Consider the following 19007-nt stretch of genomic DNA (forward strand, 5'->3'; position numbering starts at 1 on the left):
GTCATCCCAGCGTAGGCTGGGATCGCTTTCATCATGCGACTCGCCTGCCGTGCGAGACCCCAGCCTGCGCTGGGGTGACGACAGTTCATGTCACGCCGGCGTCCACGCCTCGTCGTCGGGCAGGGGCGCGAAGATCTGATCGATCAGATGCTGGCTCACGCCTTCGGGCGTCGCCGGGTTCCATTTCGGGTTATTGTCCTTGTCGATGATCACCGCGCGCACGCCCTCGATAAAGTCGTGGCGCTGGCAGACATGGCTGGCAACCGCGAACTCCTGCCGCATCTCGTCCTCAAAGGTCGGCATCGTCCTCCCGTCGGCGAGCAGTTTGAGCGACACCTTCATCGTCTGCGGCGATTTGGTGCGCATCACCGAAAGCTGCTTGTCTCCCCACTCGCCGCCTTCTTCTTCCAGTGCTGCAAAAATATCCTCCAGTCGATCGGAGGCGAATAGGCGGTCGATCGCTTCCTGGTGCGCTGTGATCTTGGCTTCGGGCGGTTCGACCGACAGCGCATCGAGAATCGCCTCGATCGCCTGCGGTTCGGCGGTGATCCGCCGCTTCGCATCGTCGAGCGCATTCGCCGGCAGATAATGCGTCGCCAGCCCGAGCGCGAGGCATTCCGCCCCGTCGATCCGCGCGCCGGTAAGCGCCAGATACTGGCCCATGCGGCCGGGCAGGCGCGACAGATACCAGCCGCCGCCGACATCGGGGAACAGTCCGATACCCGTCTCCGGCATGGCGAATTTGGTGTTCTCGGTCGCGACGCGATATTTTGCCGGCAGCGAAATGCCGACGCCGCCGCCCATGGTAATGCCGTCCATGAACGCGACGACCGGCTTGGCATAGGTGAACAGCCGGTGGTTCATGCGGTATTCCTGGCGGAAGAAGTCGCGCGCGGCCTTGCCGTCGGTCTTGCCCGATTCCTGCACCATGCGGATGTCGCCGCCGGCGCAGAAGCCGCGGCCCTCTGCATGGTCGATCATCACCGCCTCGATTCCGGTATCGCCCCGCCAACGATCGAGCGCCTCGGCCATCGCCACGCACATATCGGTGTTCAGCGCATGGATCGCCCCCGGCCGGTTGAGCCGGATACGCCCGGCTTTGCCATCGGTCGAAATCAGCACGTCTTGCGTCATAATCCTCCTTCCCTTCCTCTCCCTGCGGGAGAGGATACGAAGACTTGCGAGCCATGCTCGCTAGTCGGAGTTGGCGAGGGTGATCCCGGTTTCGCGCCCTCACCAAGCTTCGCTGGCCGCTTGCGCGGCAATCTCCGCTATCCCCTCCCGGCGGGAGAGGATCTGAACTCACTGCCGCAGCATATCCCGTCCGACGATCATCCGCATGACCTGATTGGTGCCCTCGAGGATCGAGTGTACGCGCAGGTCGCGCCAGAACCGCTCGATCGGATAATCCTGCAGATAGCCGTAGCCGCCATGCAGTTGCAGTGCATCGTTGACGATCTTCGACCCGCTATCGGTGGCGAGCCGCTTGGCCATCGCGGCGAAACGCGTCTTGTCGGGTGCGTTCGCCGTCACCTTGGCCGCCGCGACATAAAGCAGTGCGCGCGCCGCCTCCAGGTCGGTCGCCATGTCGGCGAGCATGAACTGCGTGTTCTGAAATTCGGCGATGGGCCGACCGAACTGCTGCCGGTCCTTGGTATAGGCCACCGCCTCGTCGAGGCAGCGCTGCGCCCCGCCCAGCGAGCAGGCGCCGATATTCAGCCGGCCGCCGTCGAGCCCCATCATCGCGATGCGGAAGCCTTCGCCCTCGGCCCCGACGATATTCTCGGCCGGCACGCGGACATCCTCGAAGATCACCTGCGCGGTGGGTTGCGAATGCCAGCCGAGCTTCTTTTCCTGCGCGCCGAAGCTGACGCCGGCCATGTCCTTTTCGACCACCATGCAGGTGATGCCCTTCGGCCCGTCCTCGCCCGTGCGCACCATCACGACATAGACTTCGTTCTCCCCGCCGCCGGAGATGAACTGCTTGGTGCCGTTGAGGACATAATGGTCGCCGTCGCGGACCGCCCTGGCCTTGAGCGCGGCGGCGTCGGAGCCGGATGACGGCTCGGTCAGGCAATAGCTCGCCATCCGGTCCATGGTGACGAGGCTTGGCAGATATTTCCGCTTCACCGCGTCCGAACCGAACCGGTCAATCATCCACGACGCCATGTTGTGGATCGAGATGAAGGCGGAGGTCGACGGACAGCCATAGGCCATCGCCTCCATGATCAGCGCCGCCTCCAGCCGCCCGAGATTGATCCCGCCCGACTCTTCCGAGATGTAGATTGCGGCGAAACCGAGTTCGGCCGCTTCCTTGATCACATCGCGCGGGAAGATGTGCTTTTCGTCCCACTCGCCCGCGTTGGGCGTAATGCGGTCGGCGGTGAACCGGCGCGCCATCTCCTGAATCGCGCGCTGGTCCTCGGTAAGGTCGAATTGATCGGTCATGTCAGTCCTATATCGTCATGCCGGACTTGATCCGGCATACAGAGCGGCAAACGAAACCGTCTGCCGCTGTGGATGCTGACGTTCGTCAGCATGGCGGACAAGGAGGAGACCAATCCGCTCACCCCATGGTCGGGATGACGAACGCGTTCTCGCCGGTGGCGCTGCCGTCGGGCCAGCGTTGGGTCACCGTCTTGACCTTGGTCCAGAATTTCAGCCCCTCGGTGCCGTACTGGTTGGTGTCGCCAAAGCCCGAGCGCTTCCACCCGCCAAAGCTGTGATAGCTCACCGGCACCGGGATCGGCACGTTGATGCCGACCATGCCGACCTGCACGCGATGCGCGAATTCGCGCGCGGCGTGGCCGTTGCGCGTGAAGATCGCGACGCCGTTGCCGTACTGGTGCTCGCTCGGCAGGCGCACCGCCGCCTCGAAATCGTGCGCGCGGACGATCTGGAGGACGGGGCCGAAGATCTCTTCCTTGTACGATTCCATGGTCGTCGTGACATGGTCGAACAGGCTGGGGCCGACGAAGAAGCCGTCCTCATGCCCCTGCAGCTTGAAGCCGCGCCCGTCGACGACCAGTTCGGCGCCCTCATCGACGCCGGTCTGAATCCACTTCTCGACGCGCCCCTTCTGCTCGGCGGTGACCATCGGGCCATATTGCGCGTCCTTGTCGGTCGACACGCCGACGCGCAGGCTGTCGATCGCGGGGATCAGCTTGTCGCGCAGCCGCTCGGCGGTATCCTCGCCCACCGGCACGACGACCGGCAGCGCCATGCAGCGCTCGCCCGCCGAGCCATAGGCGGCGCCGACCAGATCGTTCACCACCTGGTCGAGATCGGCGTCGGGCATGACGATGCCGTGATTCTTCGCGCCGCCCATCGCCTGGACGCGCTTTCCGGCGGCGACGCCGCGCTTGTATACATAATGCGCGATGTCGGACGAGCCGACGAAGCTGACCGCCGAAATCGCCGGGTGGTCGAGGATCGCGTCGACCATTTCCTTGTCGCCGTGCACGACCTGGAGCAGCCCCTCGGGCGCGCCCGCCTCGACGAACAGTTCGGCGAGCCGCACCGGCACGCTGGGGTCGCGCTCGGACGGCTTCAGGATGAAGGCGTTGCCGCACGCGATCGCCATGCCGAACATCCACATCGGGATCATCGCGGGAAAATTGAACGGCGTGATACCCGCGCCCAGCCCAAGCGGCTGACGCATCGAATAGACATCGATTCCGGTGCCGGCACCTTGCGTATATTCGCCCTTCAGCACCTGCGGGATGCCGCAGGCATATTCGATGACCTCCAGCCCGCGCTGCACATCGCCATGCGCGTCGTCGATCACCTTGCCGTGCTCGGAGGACAAGAGCCGCGCCAGCTCGTCCTTGTTGGCCTCGACCAGCTCCTTGAACCGGAACATCACGCGGGCGCGCCGCTGCGGATTGGTCGCGGCCCATTCGGGCTGGACCTTCCGTGCGGCGGCCACCGCGGCGTCGAGTTCGGCCTGTCCGCCCAATGCGACGGTGGCCTGGACCTGACCGCTATTGGGATCGAAGACGTCGTGGCTCCGCGCGCCGCCGCCACCCGAATAGCCGGAAATGACATGATCGATGGTGCGCATGAAATTCTCCTCTCACCCGGACAGATGCTCGAGCCGCCGATTCGTTTCCGATGTAACTAAATTTCTTACTGGCACATCATTCGGTCGCTGTCAGCCGCTGCGCTCCGGCTGGTGCAGGCAACCGGACAGAGTGCGGCGGTGTCGGCGGGCAACTCGGCGGCGTGACCGGCCGATCCCGCCTGCCGGTGGAACGGCGCGTCCGGGATTCCCCGCCGGGCGCCTTACTCGTCCGGTGTCAGGCCGGTCTGCCGTTCCAGCCAGCGCGCCGCCTCGGCCGGGCTCGCCCCGCCCTCCGGCCGGTCGACCATATAGTTCGCCCGCCGCATCACGTCGACGGGGATCGCGCCGACCATCGGCGTCAGCGCGTTCACGAATTTCGCGTCGTCCACGCGCTCCGGCGCCACCAGAAGAATCGCATCATAGCCGGGAATGGCGTGTCTGGGATCGCTCAGCACGCGCAGATGTTGTGCCGCGATCCGCCCATCGGAGGTGAAGGCGGCGATCACGTCCGCCTTGCCGCTCGCCACCGCGCGGTACATGAAGGTGGGATTATAGGGCTGCGCACTCGCGAATTCGAGCGAATAGGCGCGCTGCACCGCCGCCCATTCGGGCCGTTCCAGAAATTCCAGGTCGGTGCCGAACGCCAACCGGTTCGCCACCGGCGCGAGGTCGCTGAGGCTCTCGATGCCCAGCCGCTTGGCGTGCTCCTCGCGCATCGCGAAGCCATAGGCGTTCTCGAACCCCAGCGCGCCCAGCACGCCGACGCCGTGTTTCCGCTTCGCCCAGTCGGCAACGCCGGCCACGATCGCCTTGCGCGGGGGTACGTCCTCGCGGTGCATCCGGTTGGTCCACAGCGTGCCGGAATAGTCGACATAGACGTCGATATCCCCGGTGGCGAGCGCGCTGAACACGACCGCCGATCCCAGCCCCTGGCGATAGACCACGTCATATCCGGCCGCTTCCAGCCGATCGCCGATGACCCGGGCGAGGATATATTGCTCGGAAAAGCCCTTGGCGCCGATCACCACCCGCTTGCCGCCCGAAGGCAGCACCGGCCAGAGCGCCACTACCACGCCCAGCGCGAGCGCGATCAGGCTGGCATAGACCTGGCGCTTGCGCCGGTCGCGAATGCCGCGCTCGGCCAGCCCCAGCAGCGCATCGACCACCAGCGCCAGCCCGGCCGAGGCAATGCAGCCGACCACCACCAGCGTCCAGTTCTGCGTCTGCAGGCCGGCGAAGATCAGGTCGCCCAGGCTCGGTTGCCCGACGGTGGTCGACAGCGTTGCCGCGCCGATCGTCCAAACCGCCGCCGTCCGGATGCCCGCCATCAGCACGGGCGCGACCAGCGGCGCCTCGACCAGCCACAGCTTCTGCCGTCCGGTCATGCCGACGCCGTCGGCGGCCTGCAGTACGGCGGGGTCGAGATTGACCAGCCCCGTAACCCCGTTTCTGAGGATCGGCAGCAGGGCATAGAGCCCCAGCGCCAGCAGCGAAGGCAGAAAACCCAGTGCCGGAATTCCGCCCCCCAGCCCGCGCGACAGGAACAACAGGATCGGATAGAACAATGCGAGCAGCGCCAGCGCGGGGATGGTCTGCACCAGGCTGGCGAAGCCCAGCGTGACGCGCGCGACATTCTCGCTGCGCGCCGACCATATTGCGAGCGGCAGGCTGATCGCGAGGCCCAGCATCAGCGCTGCCGCCGACAGCAATACGTGCTGCGCCAGCAGATCGGGCACGCGGGCGAACGCCTCGTTCATTCCTCCGCCTCGATCCGCGACAGCGCATGCGCCTGCTCGCGCGGCACCGCGACCAGCTCGTCGGCCGCTTCGCCGCCTTCGCCGGTCAGCATGCCGTGCGGCGTCGAGTCCGCGACGATATGCCCGCCTTTCATCACCAGCACCCGCTCGGCGAGCAGCAGCGCCTCGGCCATGTCGTGCGTGACCATGATCGTGGTCAGCCCCAGCCGTTCGTGCAGCGCACGATATTCCTTGACCAGCGCATCGCGGGTGACCGGATCGAGCGCTCCGAACGGTTCGTCCATCAGCATCAGTTTCGGTTCGGTGGCGAGCGCACGGGCAAAGCCCACCCGCTGCCGCTGCCCGCCCGACAACGCAGCGGGCATGCGGTCCGCAGCAGCGCGCGGCAACTCGACCAGTTCGAGCAGTTCCGCCACCCGTTCCCGGCTCTGCTTCTGCCTGCGCAGCCGCATGCCGATGGAGACATTCTCGCCCACCGTCATGTGCGGGAAAAGGCCGACATTCTGGAAGACATACCCGATCCGCCGCCGCAGTTCGTGCGCCGGAAGCGCATCCATGACCTCGTCGCCGATGGCGATCGACCCGCCCGTCGGCTCGATCAGGCGGTTGATCATCTTGAGAAGCGTCGACTTGCCCGAGCCCGATGCCCCCACCAGCGCCACGAACTGCCCTCCGGCAATGTCCAGTGAGACCTCGTCGACCGCAAGCGTGCCGCCGGGATACCGTTTGGAAAGCTGCTCGAGGACGACCCGAGGGCCCTGCGTCTCTGATTGCGCTGGCATCGCCGCTTGTTGTGCGGGAAGAAGGAACGGGCGTCAAAGCAAAGGAGCGGGACATGGTGGGCGAGGGCCAGCGGAAAGCGATCTTCATCACCGGCGGTGGGTCGGGCATCGGCCGGGCCGTGGCGCAGCGCTTTGCCGCGTCCGGCTGGCGCATCGGCCTCGCCGGCATTCATCCCGGCGGACTGGAGGAGACCGGGGCGCTGCTGCCCGAGGGTTGCGCCACCACCCACATCATGGACGTACGCGACGTCGCTGCCTGGGAGGAGGAACTGGAGGTCTTCACGCAGGAGAGCGCCGGGCGTCTGGACGTGTTGTTCAACAATGCCGATATCGCGCTCGGCGGACCGCTCGCCGAAACGGGCATCGACGAAATCGAGCGCATCGTCGCGATCAACTTCACCGGCGTGGTGTTCGGCGCCCGTATCGCATACCAGTATCTGGCGAGGACACCCGGTTCATGCCTGCTGAACACGTCGTCCGCCGCCGGCCTTTACGGCACCAGCGGCGCGGCGCTCTATTCGGCGACCAAGTTCGCGGTCCGCGGCCTGACCGAAGCGCTGGACGGGGAGTGGTCCGACGCCGGCATCAAGGTACGGTCGCTGATGCCGGGCTTCGTCGACGCGCCGCTGCTCGATTCGAACGAAAATATGCGCGTGCGCGCCGTGGGCCTCGAATCCAGTCTGGTGGAAGAGGCGGCGGAAAAGGCCTGGCGAGCTGTTCACGGCGATGTCGTCCACACGCCCGTCGGCAAGACCGCGCGCCGCATGAAATTCGCCGCGCGCTGGTTGCCCGGCTCGATCCGCAGGCAGATGCGCCGGGGACTCTGATCCGGCGGTGCGTACCGCCTCGGGTGCGGCAGTCGCCATGATCGCCCTCCTTCCGACCGGAAGGCGGCAAGCGACAATAGCCAAGAAAGGCTTCAGGAGCTTGTCGCCGCCACCTGCCCGCTTTGCTTGCGGCCCCAGCGCTTCTTGCGGCGCGGGCCGGCCGATTTCAGCACGCCGAACCGGAAGAAGCGGGCGCCGAGCGAGATCGACAGCCCGACCCACAGCAATTGCCAGGCAAAGGCGAGCAGGTGCGGCCAGATCGCCGGCGAGCGGGCGGCATAGGCCAGCATCGCGAAGGGCGAACTGAACGGGAAGATGCGTGCGACCAGCGACACCGGTTGGTCGGGCAGCGCCACCGAGGCCGAAGCCAGGCCGAGCATCGCCATCTGGAAGACGGTGATGGGCAGCGAAAGCATCTGGATCTCGCGCGGCGTGGAGGCTTGCGCGCCGATGCCGAGGAACACCGAACCGAGCAGCAGATAGGCCATGGTGAAATAACCGAAGAACAGAAAGGCGAACGGTACGATGCCGATGGCAGGGCGCATTTCGGTGAGGCCCTGAAGGGTCTCGTTCGGAACGAACAGCGTGCCGAGCAGCACGAGGGCGCCCCAGAAGGCGATGAACACCATCGCCACGCCGAACATGCCGATCAGCTTGCCGAGGAAGACGCTTTCCAGGCGAACCGACGCTGCCAGGATCTCGATCACCTTGTTCGAGCGTTCCTCGGCCATCGTGCCCACCGTCTGGCCCGAAAGCATCAGCGACAGCACGAACAGGATCGTCACGGCGAAGAAGCCCGTGGCGGACTTGCCGCCGATGGAACTCCCCTGGCGCGCGATATGGACGAACCGTGGTGAACTGATCGGCGCGGTGATGCCGGCCGCTTCGTCCCGCACGGCCTGTTCCGCGACTTCGGCGAGATAGCGGGCGCTGCTCGATTCCTCGTTGCGGTGCAGGATGTTCGGATGCGTCAACGAGCCGTACAGGACCGCCGGAACGTCGTGTTGATCCTGGTTCAGCAGGGCGCGGGCCTGCTGTGCGGGATCGCCGGCGGGCGCCACGATCCCGACCTCGATCGGCTCCGATTCGTCGGTGAACACCGCCCGCAGGCGCTTGTCGACCGCCGCGAAGCGGGCGGCGTCGGCACTGTCGATCACGGCATAGATGCGCTGCTTTGCCTCGGCATTCTTGCCGACCATTGCACCGCCGGCGCCGCCGATCGCGCCGAAGCCCACCATCAGCACCGGGGCGAGCAGAAAGAGCAGGAAGGTCGGCGTACCAACCATCGCCATGAAGTCGCGCCGGGCGACGGTCAGGGTGTCGCGGACCATGCGGAAAAATCCCCTCATGCCATCTCCTCCGCGGCCTCGCGGCCGACGATCTGGACGAATGCGTCGTGCAGGCCGGGGCGTTCGATCGACAGGCCGGAGATTCCGTGGCCCGCCTCGATCAGCCGTACCAGCAGTTTTTCAATCCCGTCCTCGGGCAGGGTGAACCGCCAGCCATCGGTTTCGCGTTCCGCGTCGGCGGGCAGGATCGCCCGGATTCCGCCGCCTTCATGATGGGGTTCGTAATGAACCTTCATCGGCAGCAGCGCCCGCGCATCGGCGACGGTGCCTTCGAACCGGCGCTTGCCGCCGGCGATGACGCACAGGCGGTCGCACAGCCGTTCGGCATGGGCCATTACATGGGTGGAGAACAGGATCGTCGCGCCGCGATCGCGCTCGCCCAGGATCAGTGTTTCCAGCCGCTCCTGATTGACCGGATCAAGCCCGGAAAACGGTTCGTCGAGCACCAGGAAGCGCGGACGGTGAACGACCGAGCCCAGCAGTTGGACGAGCTGCGCCATGCCCTTGGACAGCTTGCGGATCTTCATGTCGGGGGCGTGGCCCAGGCCGGCTGCTTCCATCAGTTCCGCCGCCCGCCTGCGCCCCGTCGCCCAGTCGAGCCCGCGCAGCGCGCCCATGAACGCGATCGCGTCCTTGCACTTCATGCCCGGATAGAGGCCGCGCTCTTCCGGTAGATAGCCGATATCGTCGCTGATCTCGCGCGGATTGTCGGAGCCCAGCAGCGTGCGCTCGCCCTCATCCGGCTCGATGATTCCCAAAAGCATCCTGAGTGTGGTGGTCTTGCCGGCGCCGTTGGGGCCGAGCACGCCGTAGATTGATCCGCGCGGCACGGCGATGTCGATGCCGTCGACGACCCGCTTGCCGCTGAACCGCTTGACGAGGCCGGTGGCCGTAAGCGCGAAATCCTGAACCAAAGACATTCCCCCCTGCTGGCGACTCGTGGTAGCGGGCAGCCATGGCCGAACACAAGCCGTTGTCGGACAGGATCGCGGAGAAAGCGGCCGAACTGGGCTTCGTGGCCTGTGGCATCGCACGCGCCGATGCCGCGCCGCGCACCGCCGAGCGGCTGCGGCAATGGCTGGCCGACGGGCGGCACGGCGACATGATCTGGATGGAGGCGCGCGCCCATCACCGCGAATCGCCCGCGGGATTGTGGCCCGATGTCCGCTCGGTAATCGCGCTGGGCATGAGCTATGCCCCCGCCCACGATCCGTTGTCGCTGGAGGAGGCGGGCGATATCGGCCGGATCTCCGTCTATGCCCAGGGGCGCGACTATCACGACACGGTGAAGAAGGCGCTGAAGGCGCTGGCGCGGTGGATGGTGGCGGAGGCCGGGGGCGAACTGAAGGTCTTCGTCGACACCGCCCCCGTGATGGAAAAGCCGTTGGCCGAAGCCGCCGGGCTCGGCTGGCAGGGCAAGCATACCAATCTCGTCAGCCGTCGGCATGGTAGCTGGCTGTTCCTCGGCGCCATCTACACGACGCTCGATCTGGTCCCGGACCGGCCGGGCCGTGATCTGTGCGGATCGTGCGACGCCTGTCAGCGCGCCTGCCCGACGGATGCCTTTCCCGCACCCTATCAGCTCGATGCGCGGCGGTGCATCTCCTATCTGACGATCGAGCGGCAAGGACCGATTCCGCGCGAATTCCGCGCGAATATGGGCAATCGCATCTATGGCTGCGACGACTGCCTGGCCGTCTGTCCGTGGAACAAGTTCGCCGCGGCCGCGGCCGCCAACCGCGCGTTCGCACCGCGGCCGGAATTGACGGCGCCGCACCTGGCCGATCTTCTTGCGCTCGACGAGGCCGGGTTTCGACAGGTATTTTCCGGATCGCCGATCAAGCGGATCGGGCGCGACCGCATGATCCGCAATTGCCTGATCGCAGCCGGGAATGATGGCGGGGCTGCATTGCTGTCGCCCGTCGTCCGCCTGTTGGATGATTCCGATCCCGTAATTCGCGGCGCAGCCGTCTGGGCGCTGGAGCGGATCGACCGCGGGCGATTCGAAACGGAACGGGACATCCGTTTCGCGGCCGAGAAGGACGAAATGGTATGCCGCGAATGGCGCGGCGAGGCCGTATGACGCCGAACCGCTAAGACAGCAGGTAGGCGCCGACGGCGATCCAGATCATCGCGCTGAGCCCGACGCCGATCACGAATCCCTTCGCGACATTTCGACCCTCTCGCGCCTCGGGGCTTTCTTTCGCCGAACGCCTGCGCCGCATTACCGGCGGTTCGCCACGGACCGGAATTTCCCCATAGGCCGGGGAATTTGCAAGGATCTCTCCCGCTACCATTTCATGCACCTCTCACCGCGCGGGATTGCCTCGCGCTTCTTGTGGCGGGCACAATACCGAAAGGACGGTGGTGCAGTCAATCGTGGCTGCTGCACGGTTCGTCGCGACGACCGTGTCGGGCCGTTGGCCGGGTCAGAAGGCGCGCGGGTGAATCACCACGCGTATGGTCGCGAAAAGAATGGATATGTCGCGCCAGATCGTCCAGCCGGAGAGATATTCGAGATCGGCCTGCAGCCGGTCGGTCAGGTCGGAACGGCGCAGGGTCGCGCCGCGAAAGCCGCGAACCTGCGCCAGGCCGGTCAGGCCGGGCTTGCAGGCATGGCGGTGCCAATAGCGTTCGTCCACTTCCCAGAAAAGCTTGTCCTCGGCGCGGGAGCCGAGGGCATGGGGGCGGGGGCCGACCAGGCTCATATGACCGACCAGTACGTTCAGGATCTGCGGCAACTCGTCGATGCTCGTGGCGCGGATAAAGCCGCCTATCCGGGTAATGCGCCGGTCGGCGTGCGCGGTCGACCGAGAGCCGTCGGCATCGCACTCCTCGGTCCGCATGCTGCGAAACTTGTACATGTTGAACAGCCGGTTACCGCGGCCGACTCGCTGCTGGACGAACAGGACGGGTCCGCGGCTGTCCAGTTTGATCGCAATCGCCACCAGCACCAGCAACGGTGCGATGAACAGCAGCACGGCGGCTGCGACCGACAGGTCGAGCGCCCGCTTCAGAATGCGCCCGCGAAGGCTCAGCGGACCGGTGGACACGACCATGGTCGACTGGTGGCCATAGCGCGAGATACCGAGCGGACCGAGCGGACTGATCTCGGGCGTCATGATCTCTCCAACCAGGTTGAGTCCCTTCAGTACGTTGGACCAACGGCGCCGCCGTTCCTCCGGGCACGCGATGATCACGCGGTCCGCGCCATCGAGGAAGCGGCCGATCCGGTCGAGCTTGAACGGGTCCTGGGAATCGGGATCGAGCCCGGCCGCCCGCGCATCGATGATCTGCACCCCCTCCTGGGTCTGACAGACCATGTCGTCGAGGATCACGATCGTGGCCTGAAGCTTCGCGCGGAAGCCGGGCGCAAAGAAGTGGGCGAACATCGTCCGCGACCACAGCAGCAGCGCCCAGCCGGAACCGGCGCCGACCGCGAAGGCGAGGCGGGACATGCTTTCCGAATGCCGGAGGAAGAAGGCGACGAACAGGATCGTCGCCACCGCCTGCGTGAGCGCGATGCTCGATCGGGCCAGGGTGCGCTGGCGATCGAGCACGATCTGCGGATCGTAGGCGCCGCCGTTGAGCGCATAGGCCATGTAGAGGCCGTAATTGAGCGCGAACAGCGTCGCCCCCTCCGCCGCCAGCGGATCGTCGAACCGCGCTACGTTCGCGATCAGATAGCCGGCGAGCAGACTCACGAAGTCGAATGCGGCAATGCCGAACTTGATGCGCCACCGCGTGCGTGAGCCAGGCAGGCTCGCCGGCCTCGCGACGCCCAGGTCGGTCGCGTCCTTCCAGGACAGGCCCTCGTGCGACATCGCCATATCCTTCACCGGGCTATATCCCTCATTGGAATGCTGGTGCTCCGCCGACCGCCCGAGACGGGCAAGCCCGTGTCCGTTGGTTTCAACCCCAAGAGCGGGCGCACGGATCGGGAGGGGGCGCTGTATCGCAGCACCGGCCCGTCGATGTCGGACGCCCGAGTTCAACGATCTTTGCTGCAGTGCAAATCGCATCGTTGGAAGCCGGGGGAAATCGAAACGCGACGAAGGGTGCGGACTAGGGGACAAAAGCCTCATAGACGCGCAGGGTTTCGGCGGCGATGCGGTTCCAGTCGAAGCGATCGCGTACGGCGTCGGCGTCGACGGCATAACATCGCGGCGGTTGCGCTAGCGCGGCGACGAGCGCATCGACATCGCCGACCGGGAAGTAATTGACCGGCGCCAGTCCCAGGTCCCGGTTCGCCGCGATGTCGCTGAGCAACAAGGGGGCGCCGGCATCGGCTGCTTCCAGCGCCGCGATCGGAAGCCCTTCGTGAAAGGACGGCATGACGAACAATGCCGTCCTGCGCTGCAGTTCGAACACCACCTCGCGCGGCAGCATCCCGGCGAAGCGCACCTGGGGTCCTGCCTTGCGCGTCAGCCGTTCGGCATAGCTGGACCGATGTTCGGACCCGCCGACGATCAACAATTTCGGCGGCGAAGCCATGCGATTCGCAGCGTCGATCAGGGTATCGAATCCTTTTTCCGGGACGAGACGACCGACCGCCAGCACGAATTCACCGTCCCTGGCGCCATGGGCCGCGAGAACGCGGTCCGCCTCGGCGCGGGCCGTATCCCCGGCGACGGCGGCTCCCGGCACGCCGTTCGGAATATATACCGTTCGGCCGGCCGCTTCCGGGAATGCGGAGACCAGTTCTTCGCGAAGCGAGGGGGAAACGCAGATGACGCGGTGGGCGTGCCGCATGGCGGCGCGCTCGCCGCGCTTCAGCATCGCCTTGGCGAGGCGGCCCCATTTGCCGCGGGCATAATCCTTGCCGTGGTGCGTCACCACGACCTTGAGGCCCAGCATCCGGGCGATGCCGGTCGTCAGCGCCGGGCCGATCGCATGGATGTGCACGATGTCGGCGCGCCTCAGCCGTGCATAGAGAACCGCCAGCAGGGTGCTGCTGATTGCTTCCAGACTCGTCGACCGGACGGCCGGTACGCCCTTCACGGTCAGCCCTGCGACGCGCGTTTTCGCCGCATCGACATAGGGTACCCGCCCGACGACCGTGATCTCCACGGCGGAGGAGAGGCGTTGCAGCCGGGGGTAGAGCGCTTCGCAGTGGCTCTCCACACCGCCCATGACATCGGGGATCCCGCGCAGGCCGGTGACGAAAATGCGTATCATTCGATGTCGACGACGTCCCGAAACAGCAACAGATTCGGCGGCGGTGATTCGCCTCCGCGCGAAGCGGTCTATGCGGATTCCGACAGGTTCGGAGAAGGCGCTGCGGGCGCGCCACGGCGTGCTTGCGGCCGGGTGTGGCGATTACCGGATGAGCGGCGTGCCGCAGATACCAAACGACACGGCGCGGCAGTGGACCCGCGCAAAGGGACAATGACCGGCACCAGCCGCCGGGCCCCTTCAACCGGTTCGGCGGATCGCGCACTGGATCGCCGGCGGCCCCGATGCCGCGCATCGCGCGGGGTTGCGCGGGCGATGTTCGATGGCCGGATCACCGGTTCACCCGTCCGTAGCCACCGTCGCCGGAGGGTGGCGCAAGCATCGCCGCGGCGGTGGCCGAGGGTGCGGATTCGCCGTATCCGTTCCCGAATGCGATCCCGTGGACGCCTTTACCTCGCAGCCGCGCGCGGGCAGTCTGCGCGCTCGGTTAATGTCCGACCGGCCAGCGTCCATCGCTCGGCTTCGCGCGGATCGGATCGTCACGAGGCTGAAGGATGAACGCGGCCAGTATTGCGTCGGGCTGGGCTCTGCCCCTGGCCGCAGCATTGCCTGTGATGTTGGTGCTGGCCGGAATGCTGGCCTTCGGATTGTCGCGCCTGCACTCCTGGGCGGGCCGATATGTCCTGGCGGCACTGTGGCTGCGGTTCGCGCTCGATGCCTTTCCCACCTACACGCTTCGCAGCCTCGGCGGAGTGCTGACCTGGAATGCGGTCGCATCGGTGGCGATGACGGCGGTCGGGCTGTTGGTCATCCGGCACCGGCACATGCTGCTCGCCGTGCTGGTGCCGCTCTACCTCCTGCTGGGCGCGATCGCTCTCAGCAGCTTCATGAACGGCGAACCGTTCGCGATGGTCGAACAGGGGGCGAAATTCGGCTTGCTGCTGTGCTTCGTCATATGCACGTACGAGGCCGCGAACGAGGAAGGGGTGGATCGTTTCGCGGCCACGCTGCTCATCGCCTTTCTAGTGCCGCTCGCCATGCAGGCGCTGTCGATCGGGCTGGGGATCGCGAAGGTATCCGACAGCGACGGGTCGGCATCCTATGTCGGCGGCTTTCTGCACGAATCCGGTTTTTCCATCAGCGTGGCGGCCGGATTGGTCCCGCTGGCGCTGCTCGGCCGGATCGACAAACCGTGGCGGCTGGCCTTCCTTGTGGCGACGCTGGCCTCCCTGCTGCTCGCCAACTACCGCACCACCATCATCGCACTGGTGCCGTTGTTGCTGTATCTGGTGGCCTCGATTCCTGTCTTCGCCGTCCGCCGCGACGCGCGGATTCTGGTGGCGAGCACGGGCGCGCTGCTGGTTGTACTCGCCATGTCGACGGTGAACCTCGACCTGGGGCCGCGCTTTCAGTCCGTCGTGGATTTCGTTTCAAAGCCCGACGAATTGATCCAGCCGCTCGACACCTTCACGCTGGAGGAACAGCGCCAGGCATCGGCCCGTTCCTATGTCTGGAGCATGTATGTGGACGGCTTTCAGCGTTCCTCCCCGCTTCAGCAGCTAGTCGGCCACGGCCCCGATTCCTGGGAGGATGTCTATCCCGTCTATGCACAGAACACGATCCTGTCCTACATGTACGAATTCGGATGGATCGGGGCCGGCTGCGTCCTGCTGCTCTGGGGCGTAATGATGCTGCCCCTGTTCCGCGTCGGCGTTCGTGCAGCGGTGCCGCTTCTCCTGCTGCATTTCGGGTTCCTGATCCTCAATCTCAGCACCCAGCCCTTCTGGTTGGTCGAGGGGCTGATGATGTACGGGATGATCTGCGGCCTGACGCTGCATTTCGCCTATCGGCGCAGCGGCGACGGCGTGGCGCCCGCGCAGCGGCGTCTGGGCGGGGCGGTGTCGGCATGAAGGAGCCCGCATTCTCCGTCGTCGTCCCGCTCTACAACAAGGGGCCGCATGTCCTTGCGACGCTGACCAGCATCCTTGCCCAATCCTGTCCGCCGGCCGAAGTGATCGTCGTCGACGACGGGTCGACCGACGGCGGCGACGAACGGGTGGCGGCGATCGACCATCCGGCCGTCCGCCTGCTGCGTCGCAGCCCGCCCGGACCGGGTGGCTATGCAGCCCGCAACCTCGCCATCGAGGCGGCGACATCGGACTGGATCGCCTTTTGCGACGCCGACGACCTCTGGGCGCCGGACCATCTGAAAAGCATCCAGGCGACGATCGGCGCGTTCGACGGCCGGATCGGCTGCGTCTTCGCGCGCACCGAAATCGTCGAAGCGCAGGGCCGGCGCCCTTATCGGATGGACGAGACGCTGATTCCGGCCCGGACGCCGCTGACCCGCTCCGACATCGTGCGCGCATGGATCCGGACCGAGCGTTGCCCGCTATGGACCGGCGCCACCGCAATGCGGCGGGATCTGGCGATCGAGGCGGGGTTGTTTCCGGCGGGCAGGGCGCGGCGCGGTGGTGACAAGGATCTATGGCTGCGCGCGGTCTGGCGTACCCGGTCCGCCTATACCGGCCGGACGACGGCGGAGTTCCATCAAAACACCGTCAACCGGGTCACCACCTCCACGGCCCATGTCGCGCTGCCCGTCATCCTGGAGACGATCGGCGGCCTGATGGCGGATGCGAATGCCGATGAGCGCGCCCTGCTGCGGCGGCTGGGGAATCTCGAACTCCTGCTTTATGCACGGCATGCCGCAGGAAAAGGGCAGGTCGTCGGCGGCGATTTTCTACGCCGGCTGCACTATCCGGAAGGCGTCCCGGTCGCGGCACGGATAGCCGCATTCAAGGTCCTGGCGCCTGCCATGCGGGCTATCAGGCGAAGCCGATAGCCGCGCCGCCCGACCCGGACATCCGGTGGCGGCACAGGCGACCGGAGTTGGAGCGGGGACAATGCACAAGGTATCCGAACTGGACGCGCTGCGCGGGCTGATGGCGGTCTGGGTCTGGGTGAGCCACGTCCTGTTCTTCGGCGGCCTGAGCAGCGGCATATTCTATTATATCGGCCTGGGCGGCGCGGCGGTGAAGGTGTTCATCATCCTGTCGGGCTTCGCCATCACCTGTTCGCTGATGAATCGCCCGCAAACCTATCGCGATTACATGCGCCGGCGGTTCTGGCGCATCTATCCGGTCTATCTGGTCGGTCTGGGCCTCGGTCTCGCCACCTTCGCGCTCTACGCGCAGAATGCGGAAGCGCTGAACTGGATGCACGCGGGCGACGTCGCACCGCTTCGCGAGCGGATCGAAAGCTTTCGGACCAGTCCGGTGCCCCATATCGTCAGCCATCTCCTGCTGTTGCACGGCGTCATCCCGGATACCTGGCTTTATGGGTCGTCGCTTTCGATCAACGGGCCGCTGTGGAGCCTGAGCCTGGAGTGGCAATTCTATCTGCTGGCGCCCTTGATCGTCACGGTGTTGCAGACGCCGCGCCAGCGCTGGATATTGTTGGGGGCGATGGTCGCGGTCACCGCGGTCGCGGCCGAAAAGTTTTCGGGCGGATTTTCGATCGTGCCCTCTTTCCTGCCGCTGGTGCTGGGATATTTCGCTGTCGGCATCCTGACGGCGCTGCATCTCGACCGCCTGCGATCCGATGCGGAACTGCGCTTCGGCGCGGCGGCATTGCTCGTCCTGCTGGCGACCGCGGCAGGGAGCCAGGAATTCTTCTTCGCAACCGCCATCTGGAGCGTCGTGATGGTCGCCGTGCTGACCCCCGATCTCGCGCCGTGTCGATGGCTCGGCAGGATGCTCGCCCATCCCTGGCTGATCTTCTTCGGCGAGCGGTCCTACGGCTTCTACATCTTCCACATGCCGGCGCTGCTGTTCTGGGGCGGGTGGCTGATCGCCAACGGCTATGCCGGCAACCGCTGGATCTTCATTGCCGGATTGGCGCTGACCCTTCCCGTAACCATGCTGGCGGCGATCCTGTCCTACGACTTCTTCGAACGCCCGATCCAGCGGTGGTCGCGGCGCAAGGGCGCGAAACCGGCCGTGCGAGGGCACGCCATCGGGCGCGACCGCTCCGCCGTCGAGAAAATCTAGGGCAGTTCGGCGAGGCGCGCCAACGCCTCGTCCGGCGTGGCCGCGGTTCGCAGATGCGGGAATTCCCGCGTCCATGCGGCGATATAGCCCGATACCTTGCCATAGGAGTTGTCGAGCGCGACGTGCGGAATGTCGAGCAGGGTGGACAGGATATGGCCGTGCAGGCGATCGGTCACCACCTGCCGGCCGCGCGACAGCAAAGCGAGGCCGCGTTCCAGCCGTTCGGCGGCCTTGCGGTCATATTGCCGGCGCCTGCGCGTCATGGCGTCGGACGTCCCGAGCCGGTCCGCGAGGCGCCGGGCGCGGCGCATCCAACGGTCGCCCGCCTGGCGCGGCTCCTCCAGCCAGTCGACGACCTCGATCTTCCCGGTCGCCGGGGCGGCGTGCTGGTCGTGGCCGGCGCGCTCGCTGTCCGTGCGCATCAGCATGAGGATGTCGACCGCCGGTACGCCGCGCCGCGCCAGGGCGCCCATCGCGAAGGCGCAATCGGGAACGAGCGTCGCCGCGACGCCCAGCCGCGCTTCGGCGAAGTCGAGACTGCGCCTGTCGCGGACATAGAGATGGGCATCGCGATGCGCGGACAGCAGGTTCGCAAAGCCGGCAATACCGCGCTCTTCGCGAAACGCGATCGACTGCGGCAGTTGCACGATCTCGCGATCGGGAAGGCGTTCCAGGATCATCTCGCGAAACCGTTGGTGCTTCGGCCAGATATCGCCGAGGTTGCCGCCGCCGTGCAGGAATACCGGGCCTTCCGGGAATGCGCGGCGCAGGGCTTCGGCGTCGAAATCATGATGTTCGCAGACATAAGCGGGGGCATTGCCGGTAATCCCCTGCAAAAGGGCGATCTCGCCCAGCCAGATTGCGCAGTCGCCGACATTCGAATGGTTGGGATAGTCGAGCAGGGCATAGGCAGAGCCCGGCCCGACATGGCGACGAGCCATGGTGTGCAGGGCATCGCATTGCCTGGCGATGACGGCGCTGTTGGCGGCGGGCATGGATACT

General features: G+C 66.2%; 15 protein-coding genes. 5 read left to right on the plus strand and 10 right to left on the minus strand.

Going from position 1 to position 19007, the window contains the following annotated elements:
- Positions 1-90 precede the first annotated feature (90 nt).
- The 5 genes from RPR59_RS04410 to RPR59_RS04430 form a co-directional block, all read right to left on the minus strand.
- The gene (locus RPR59_RS04410) at positions 91-1134 is read right to left on the minus strand and encodes an enoyl-CoA hydratase/isomerase family protein (protein ID WP_313917068.1); all 1044 of its coding nucleotides are present in this window, start codon (positions 1132-1134) and stop codon (positions 91-93) included.
- Positions 1135-1302: 168 nt separating this feature from the next.
- On the minus strand, positions 1303-2448 hold the full coding sequence (locus RPR59_RS04415; protein ID WP_313917070.1) for an acyl-CoA dehydrogenase family protein: 1146 nt from the start codon (positions 2446-2448) through the stop codon (positions 1303-1305).
- Positions 2449-2566: 118 nt separating this feature from the next.
- Complete coding sequence (locus RPR59_RS04420) at positions 2567-4063, minus strand: CoA-acylating methylmalonate-semialdehyde dehydrogenase (protein WP_313917072.1); 1497 nt, start codon at positions 4061-4063, stop codon at positions 2567-2569.
- A gap of 221 nt (positions 4064-4284) precedes the next feature.
- Positions 4285-5820 carry an ABC transporter permease/substrate-binding protein gene (locus tag RPR59_RS04425; RefSeq protein ID WP_313917074.1) on the minus strand — a complete coding sequence of 512 codons (1536 nt, stop codon included), beginning with the start codon at positions 5818-5820 and terminating at the stop codon, positions 4285-4287.
- The gene (locus tag RPR59_RS04430) at positions 5817-6602 is read right to left on the minus strand and encodes an ATP-binding cassette domain-containing protein (RefSeq protein ID WP_313917076.1); all 786 of its coding nucleotides are present in this window, start codon (positions 6600-6602) and stop codon (positions 5817-5819) included. The genes RPR59_RS04425 and RPR59_RS04430 overlap by 4 nt, the downstream gene beginning before the upstream one ends.
- Before the next feature lie 53 nt (positions 6603-6655).
- Here RPR59_RS04430 and RPR59_RS04435 point away from each other — a divergent pair, with 53 nt between their 5' ends.
- Entirely contained in the window at positions 6656-7429 is a 774-nt protein-coding gene (locus RPR59_RS04435) for an SDR family oxidoreductase (protein ID WP_313917078.1), read from the plus strand.
- A gap of 92 nt (positions 7430-7521) precedes the next feature.
- Here RPR59_RS04435 and RPR59_RS04440 read toward each other — a convergent pair whose 3' ends face one another.
- Together RPR59_RS04440 and RPR59_RS04445 are read right to left on the minus strand one after the other, a co-directional pair.
- Positions 7522-8778 (minus strand): ABC transporter permease, encoded by a 1257-nt coding sequence (locus RPR59_RS04440; protein WP_313917080.1) that lies wholly within the window; start codon positions 8776-8778, stop codon positions 7522-7524.
- Entirely contained in the window at positions 8775-9698 is a 924-nt protein-coding gene (locus tag RPR59_RS04445; RefSeq protein ID WP_313917084.1) for an ABC transporter ATP-binding protein, read from the minus strand. Before RPR59_RS04445 ends, RPR59_RS04440 begins: the two co-directional genes overlap by 4 nt.
- A gap of 35 nt (positions 9699-9733) precedes the next feature.
- On the opposite strand from RPR59_RS04445, the gene queG reads away from it, so the two are divergent.
- Positions 9734-10861, plus strand: coding sequence for a tRNA epoxyqueuosine(34) reductase QueG (queG, locus tag RPR59_RS04450; protein ID WP_313917086.1), 1128 nt, complete (start codon positions 9734-9736; stop codon positions 10859-10861).
- Positions 10862-11207: 346 nt separating this feature from the next.
- Here queG and RPR59_RS04455 read toward each other — a convergent pair whose 3' ends face one another.
- Positions 11208-12608, minus strand: a complete 1401-nt coding sequence (locus tag RPR59_RS04455) for an exopolysaccharide biosynthesis polyprenyl glycosylphosphotransferase (protein WP_313918321.1) — start codon at positions 12606-12608, stop codon at positions 11208-11210.
- Between the two features lie 235 nt (positions 12609-12843).
- On the minus strand, positions 12844-13956 hold the full coding sequence (locus RPR59_RS04460; protein ID WP_313917089.1) for a glycosyltransferase family 4 protein: 1113 nt from the start codon (positions 13954-13956) through the stop codon (positions 12844-12846).
- A 551-nt stretch (positions 13957-14507) separates the two neighbouring features.
- Between RPR59_RS04460 and RPR59_RS04465 the strand changes: the two genes are divergently transcribed.
- The 3 genes from RPR59_RS04465 to RPR59_RS04475 all read left to right on the plus strand — a co-directional run bounded on the left by RPR59_RS04465 (position 14508) and on the right by RPR59_RS04475 (position 18005).
- The gene (locus RPR59_RS04465) at positions 14508-15863 is read left to right on the plus strand and encodes an O-antigen ligase family protein (protein WP_313917090.1); all 1356 of its coding nucleotides are present in this window, start codon (positions 14508-14510) and stop codon (positions 15861-15863) included.
- Positions 15860-16798 carry a glycosyltransferase family 2 protein gene (locus RPR59_RS04470; protein WP_313917092.1) on the plus strand — a complete coding sequence of 313 codons (939 nt, stop codon included), beginning with the start codon at positions 15860-15862 and terminating at the stop codon, positions 16796-16798. The genes RPR59_RS04465 and RPR59_RS04470 overlap by 4 nt, the downstream gene beginning before the upstream one ends.
- A 61-nt stretch (positions 16799-16859) precedes the next feature.
- Positions 16860-18005: an acyltransferase family protein gene (locus RPR59_RS04475; protein ID WP_313917094.1), complete on the plus strand. Its 1146-nt coding sequence runs from the start codon at positions 16860-16862 to the stop codon at positions 18003-18005.
- Here the strand turns inward: RPR59_RS04475 and RPR59_RS04480 are convergent.
- On the minus strand, positions 18002-19000 hold the full coding sequence (locus RPR59_RS04480) for a polysaccharide pyruvyl transferase family protein (protein ID WP_313917096.1): 999 nt from the start codon (positions 18998-19000) through the stop codon (positions 18002-18004). The two genes, RPR59_RS04475 and RPR59_RS04480, sit on opposite strands and share 4 nt — an antisense overlap.
- Between the last annotated feature and the right edge of the window lie 7 nt (positions 19001-19007).

The sequence above is a fragment of the Stakelama saccharophila genome (genome assembly GCF_032229225.1).
In the GTDB taxonomy this organism is placed as follows: Bacteria; Pseudomonadota; Alphaproteobacteria; order Sphingomonadales; family Sphingomonadaceae; genus Sphingomonas; species Sphingomonas saccharophila.

Excerpts from the sequence above, each read along its gene's own strand:
- RPR59_RS04465 (WP_313917090.1), top strand. The coding sequence starts at position 14,508 with ATGAACGCGGCCAGTATTGCGTCGGGCTGGGCTCTGCCCCTGGCCGCA.
- RPR59_RS04420 (WP_313917072.1), bottom strand. The coding sequence starts at position 4,063 with ATGCGCACCATCGATCATGTCATTTCCGGCTATTCGGGTGGCGGCGGC.
- RPR59_RS04425 (WP_313917074.1), bottom strand. The coding sequence starts at position 5,820 with ATGAACGAGGCGTTCGCCCGCGTGCCCGATCTGCTGGCGCAGCACGTA.
- RPR59_RS04480 (WP_313917096.1), bottom strand. The coding sequence starts at position 19,000 with ATGCCCGCCGCCAACAGCGCCGTCATCGCCAGGCAATGCGATGCCCTG.
- RPR59_RS04460 (WP_313917089.1), bottom strand. The coding sequence starts at position 13,956 with ATGATACGCATTTTCGTCACCGGCCTGCGCGGGATCCCCGATGTCATG.
- RPR59_RS04470 (WP_313917092.1), top strand. The coding sequence starts at position 15,860 with ATGAAGGAGCCCGCATTCTCCGTCGTCGTCCCGCTCTACAACAAGGGG.
- RPR59_RS04455 (WP_313918321.1), bottom strand. The coding sequence starts at position 12,608 with ATGGCGATGTCGCACGAGGGCCTGTCCTGGAAGGACGCGACCGACCTG.
- RPR59_RS04415 (WP_313917070.1), bottom strand. The coding sequence starts at position 2,448 with ATGACCGATCAATTCGACCTTACCGAGGACCAGCGCGCGATTCAGGAG.
- RPR59_RS04440 (WP_313917080.1), bottom strand. The coding sequence starts at position 8,778 with ATGAGGGGATTTTTCCGCATGGTCCGCGACACCCTGACCGTCGCCCGG.
- RPR59_RS04475 (WP_313917094.1), top strand. The coding sequence starts at position 16,860 with ATGCACAAGGTATCCGAACTGGACGCGCTGCGCGGGCTGATGGCGGTC.
- RPR59_RS04430 (WP_313917076.1), bottom strand. The coding sequence starts at position 6,602 with ATGCCAGCGCAATCAGAGACGCAGGGCCCTCGGGTCGTCCTCGAGCAG.
- RPR59_RS04435 (WP_313917078.1), top strand. The coding sequence starts at position 6,656 with ATGGTGGGCGAGGGCCAGCGGAAAGCGATCTTCATCACCGGCGGTGGG.
- RPR59_RS04445 (WP_313917084.1), bottom strand. The coding sequence starts at position 9,698 with ATGTCTTTGGTTCAGGATTTCGCGCTTACGGCCACCGGCCTCGTCAAG.
- queG (WP_313917086.1), top strand. The coding sequence starts at position 9,734 with ATGGCCGAACACAAGCCGTTGTCGGACAGGATCGCGGAGAAAGCGGCC.
- RPR59_RS04410 (WP_313917068.1), bottom strand. The coding sequence starts at position 1,134 with ATGACGCAAGACGTGCTGATTTCGACCGATGGCAAAGCCGGGCGTATC.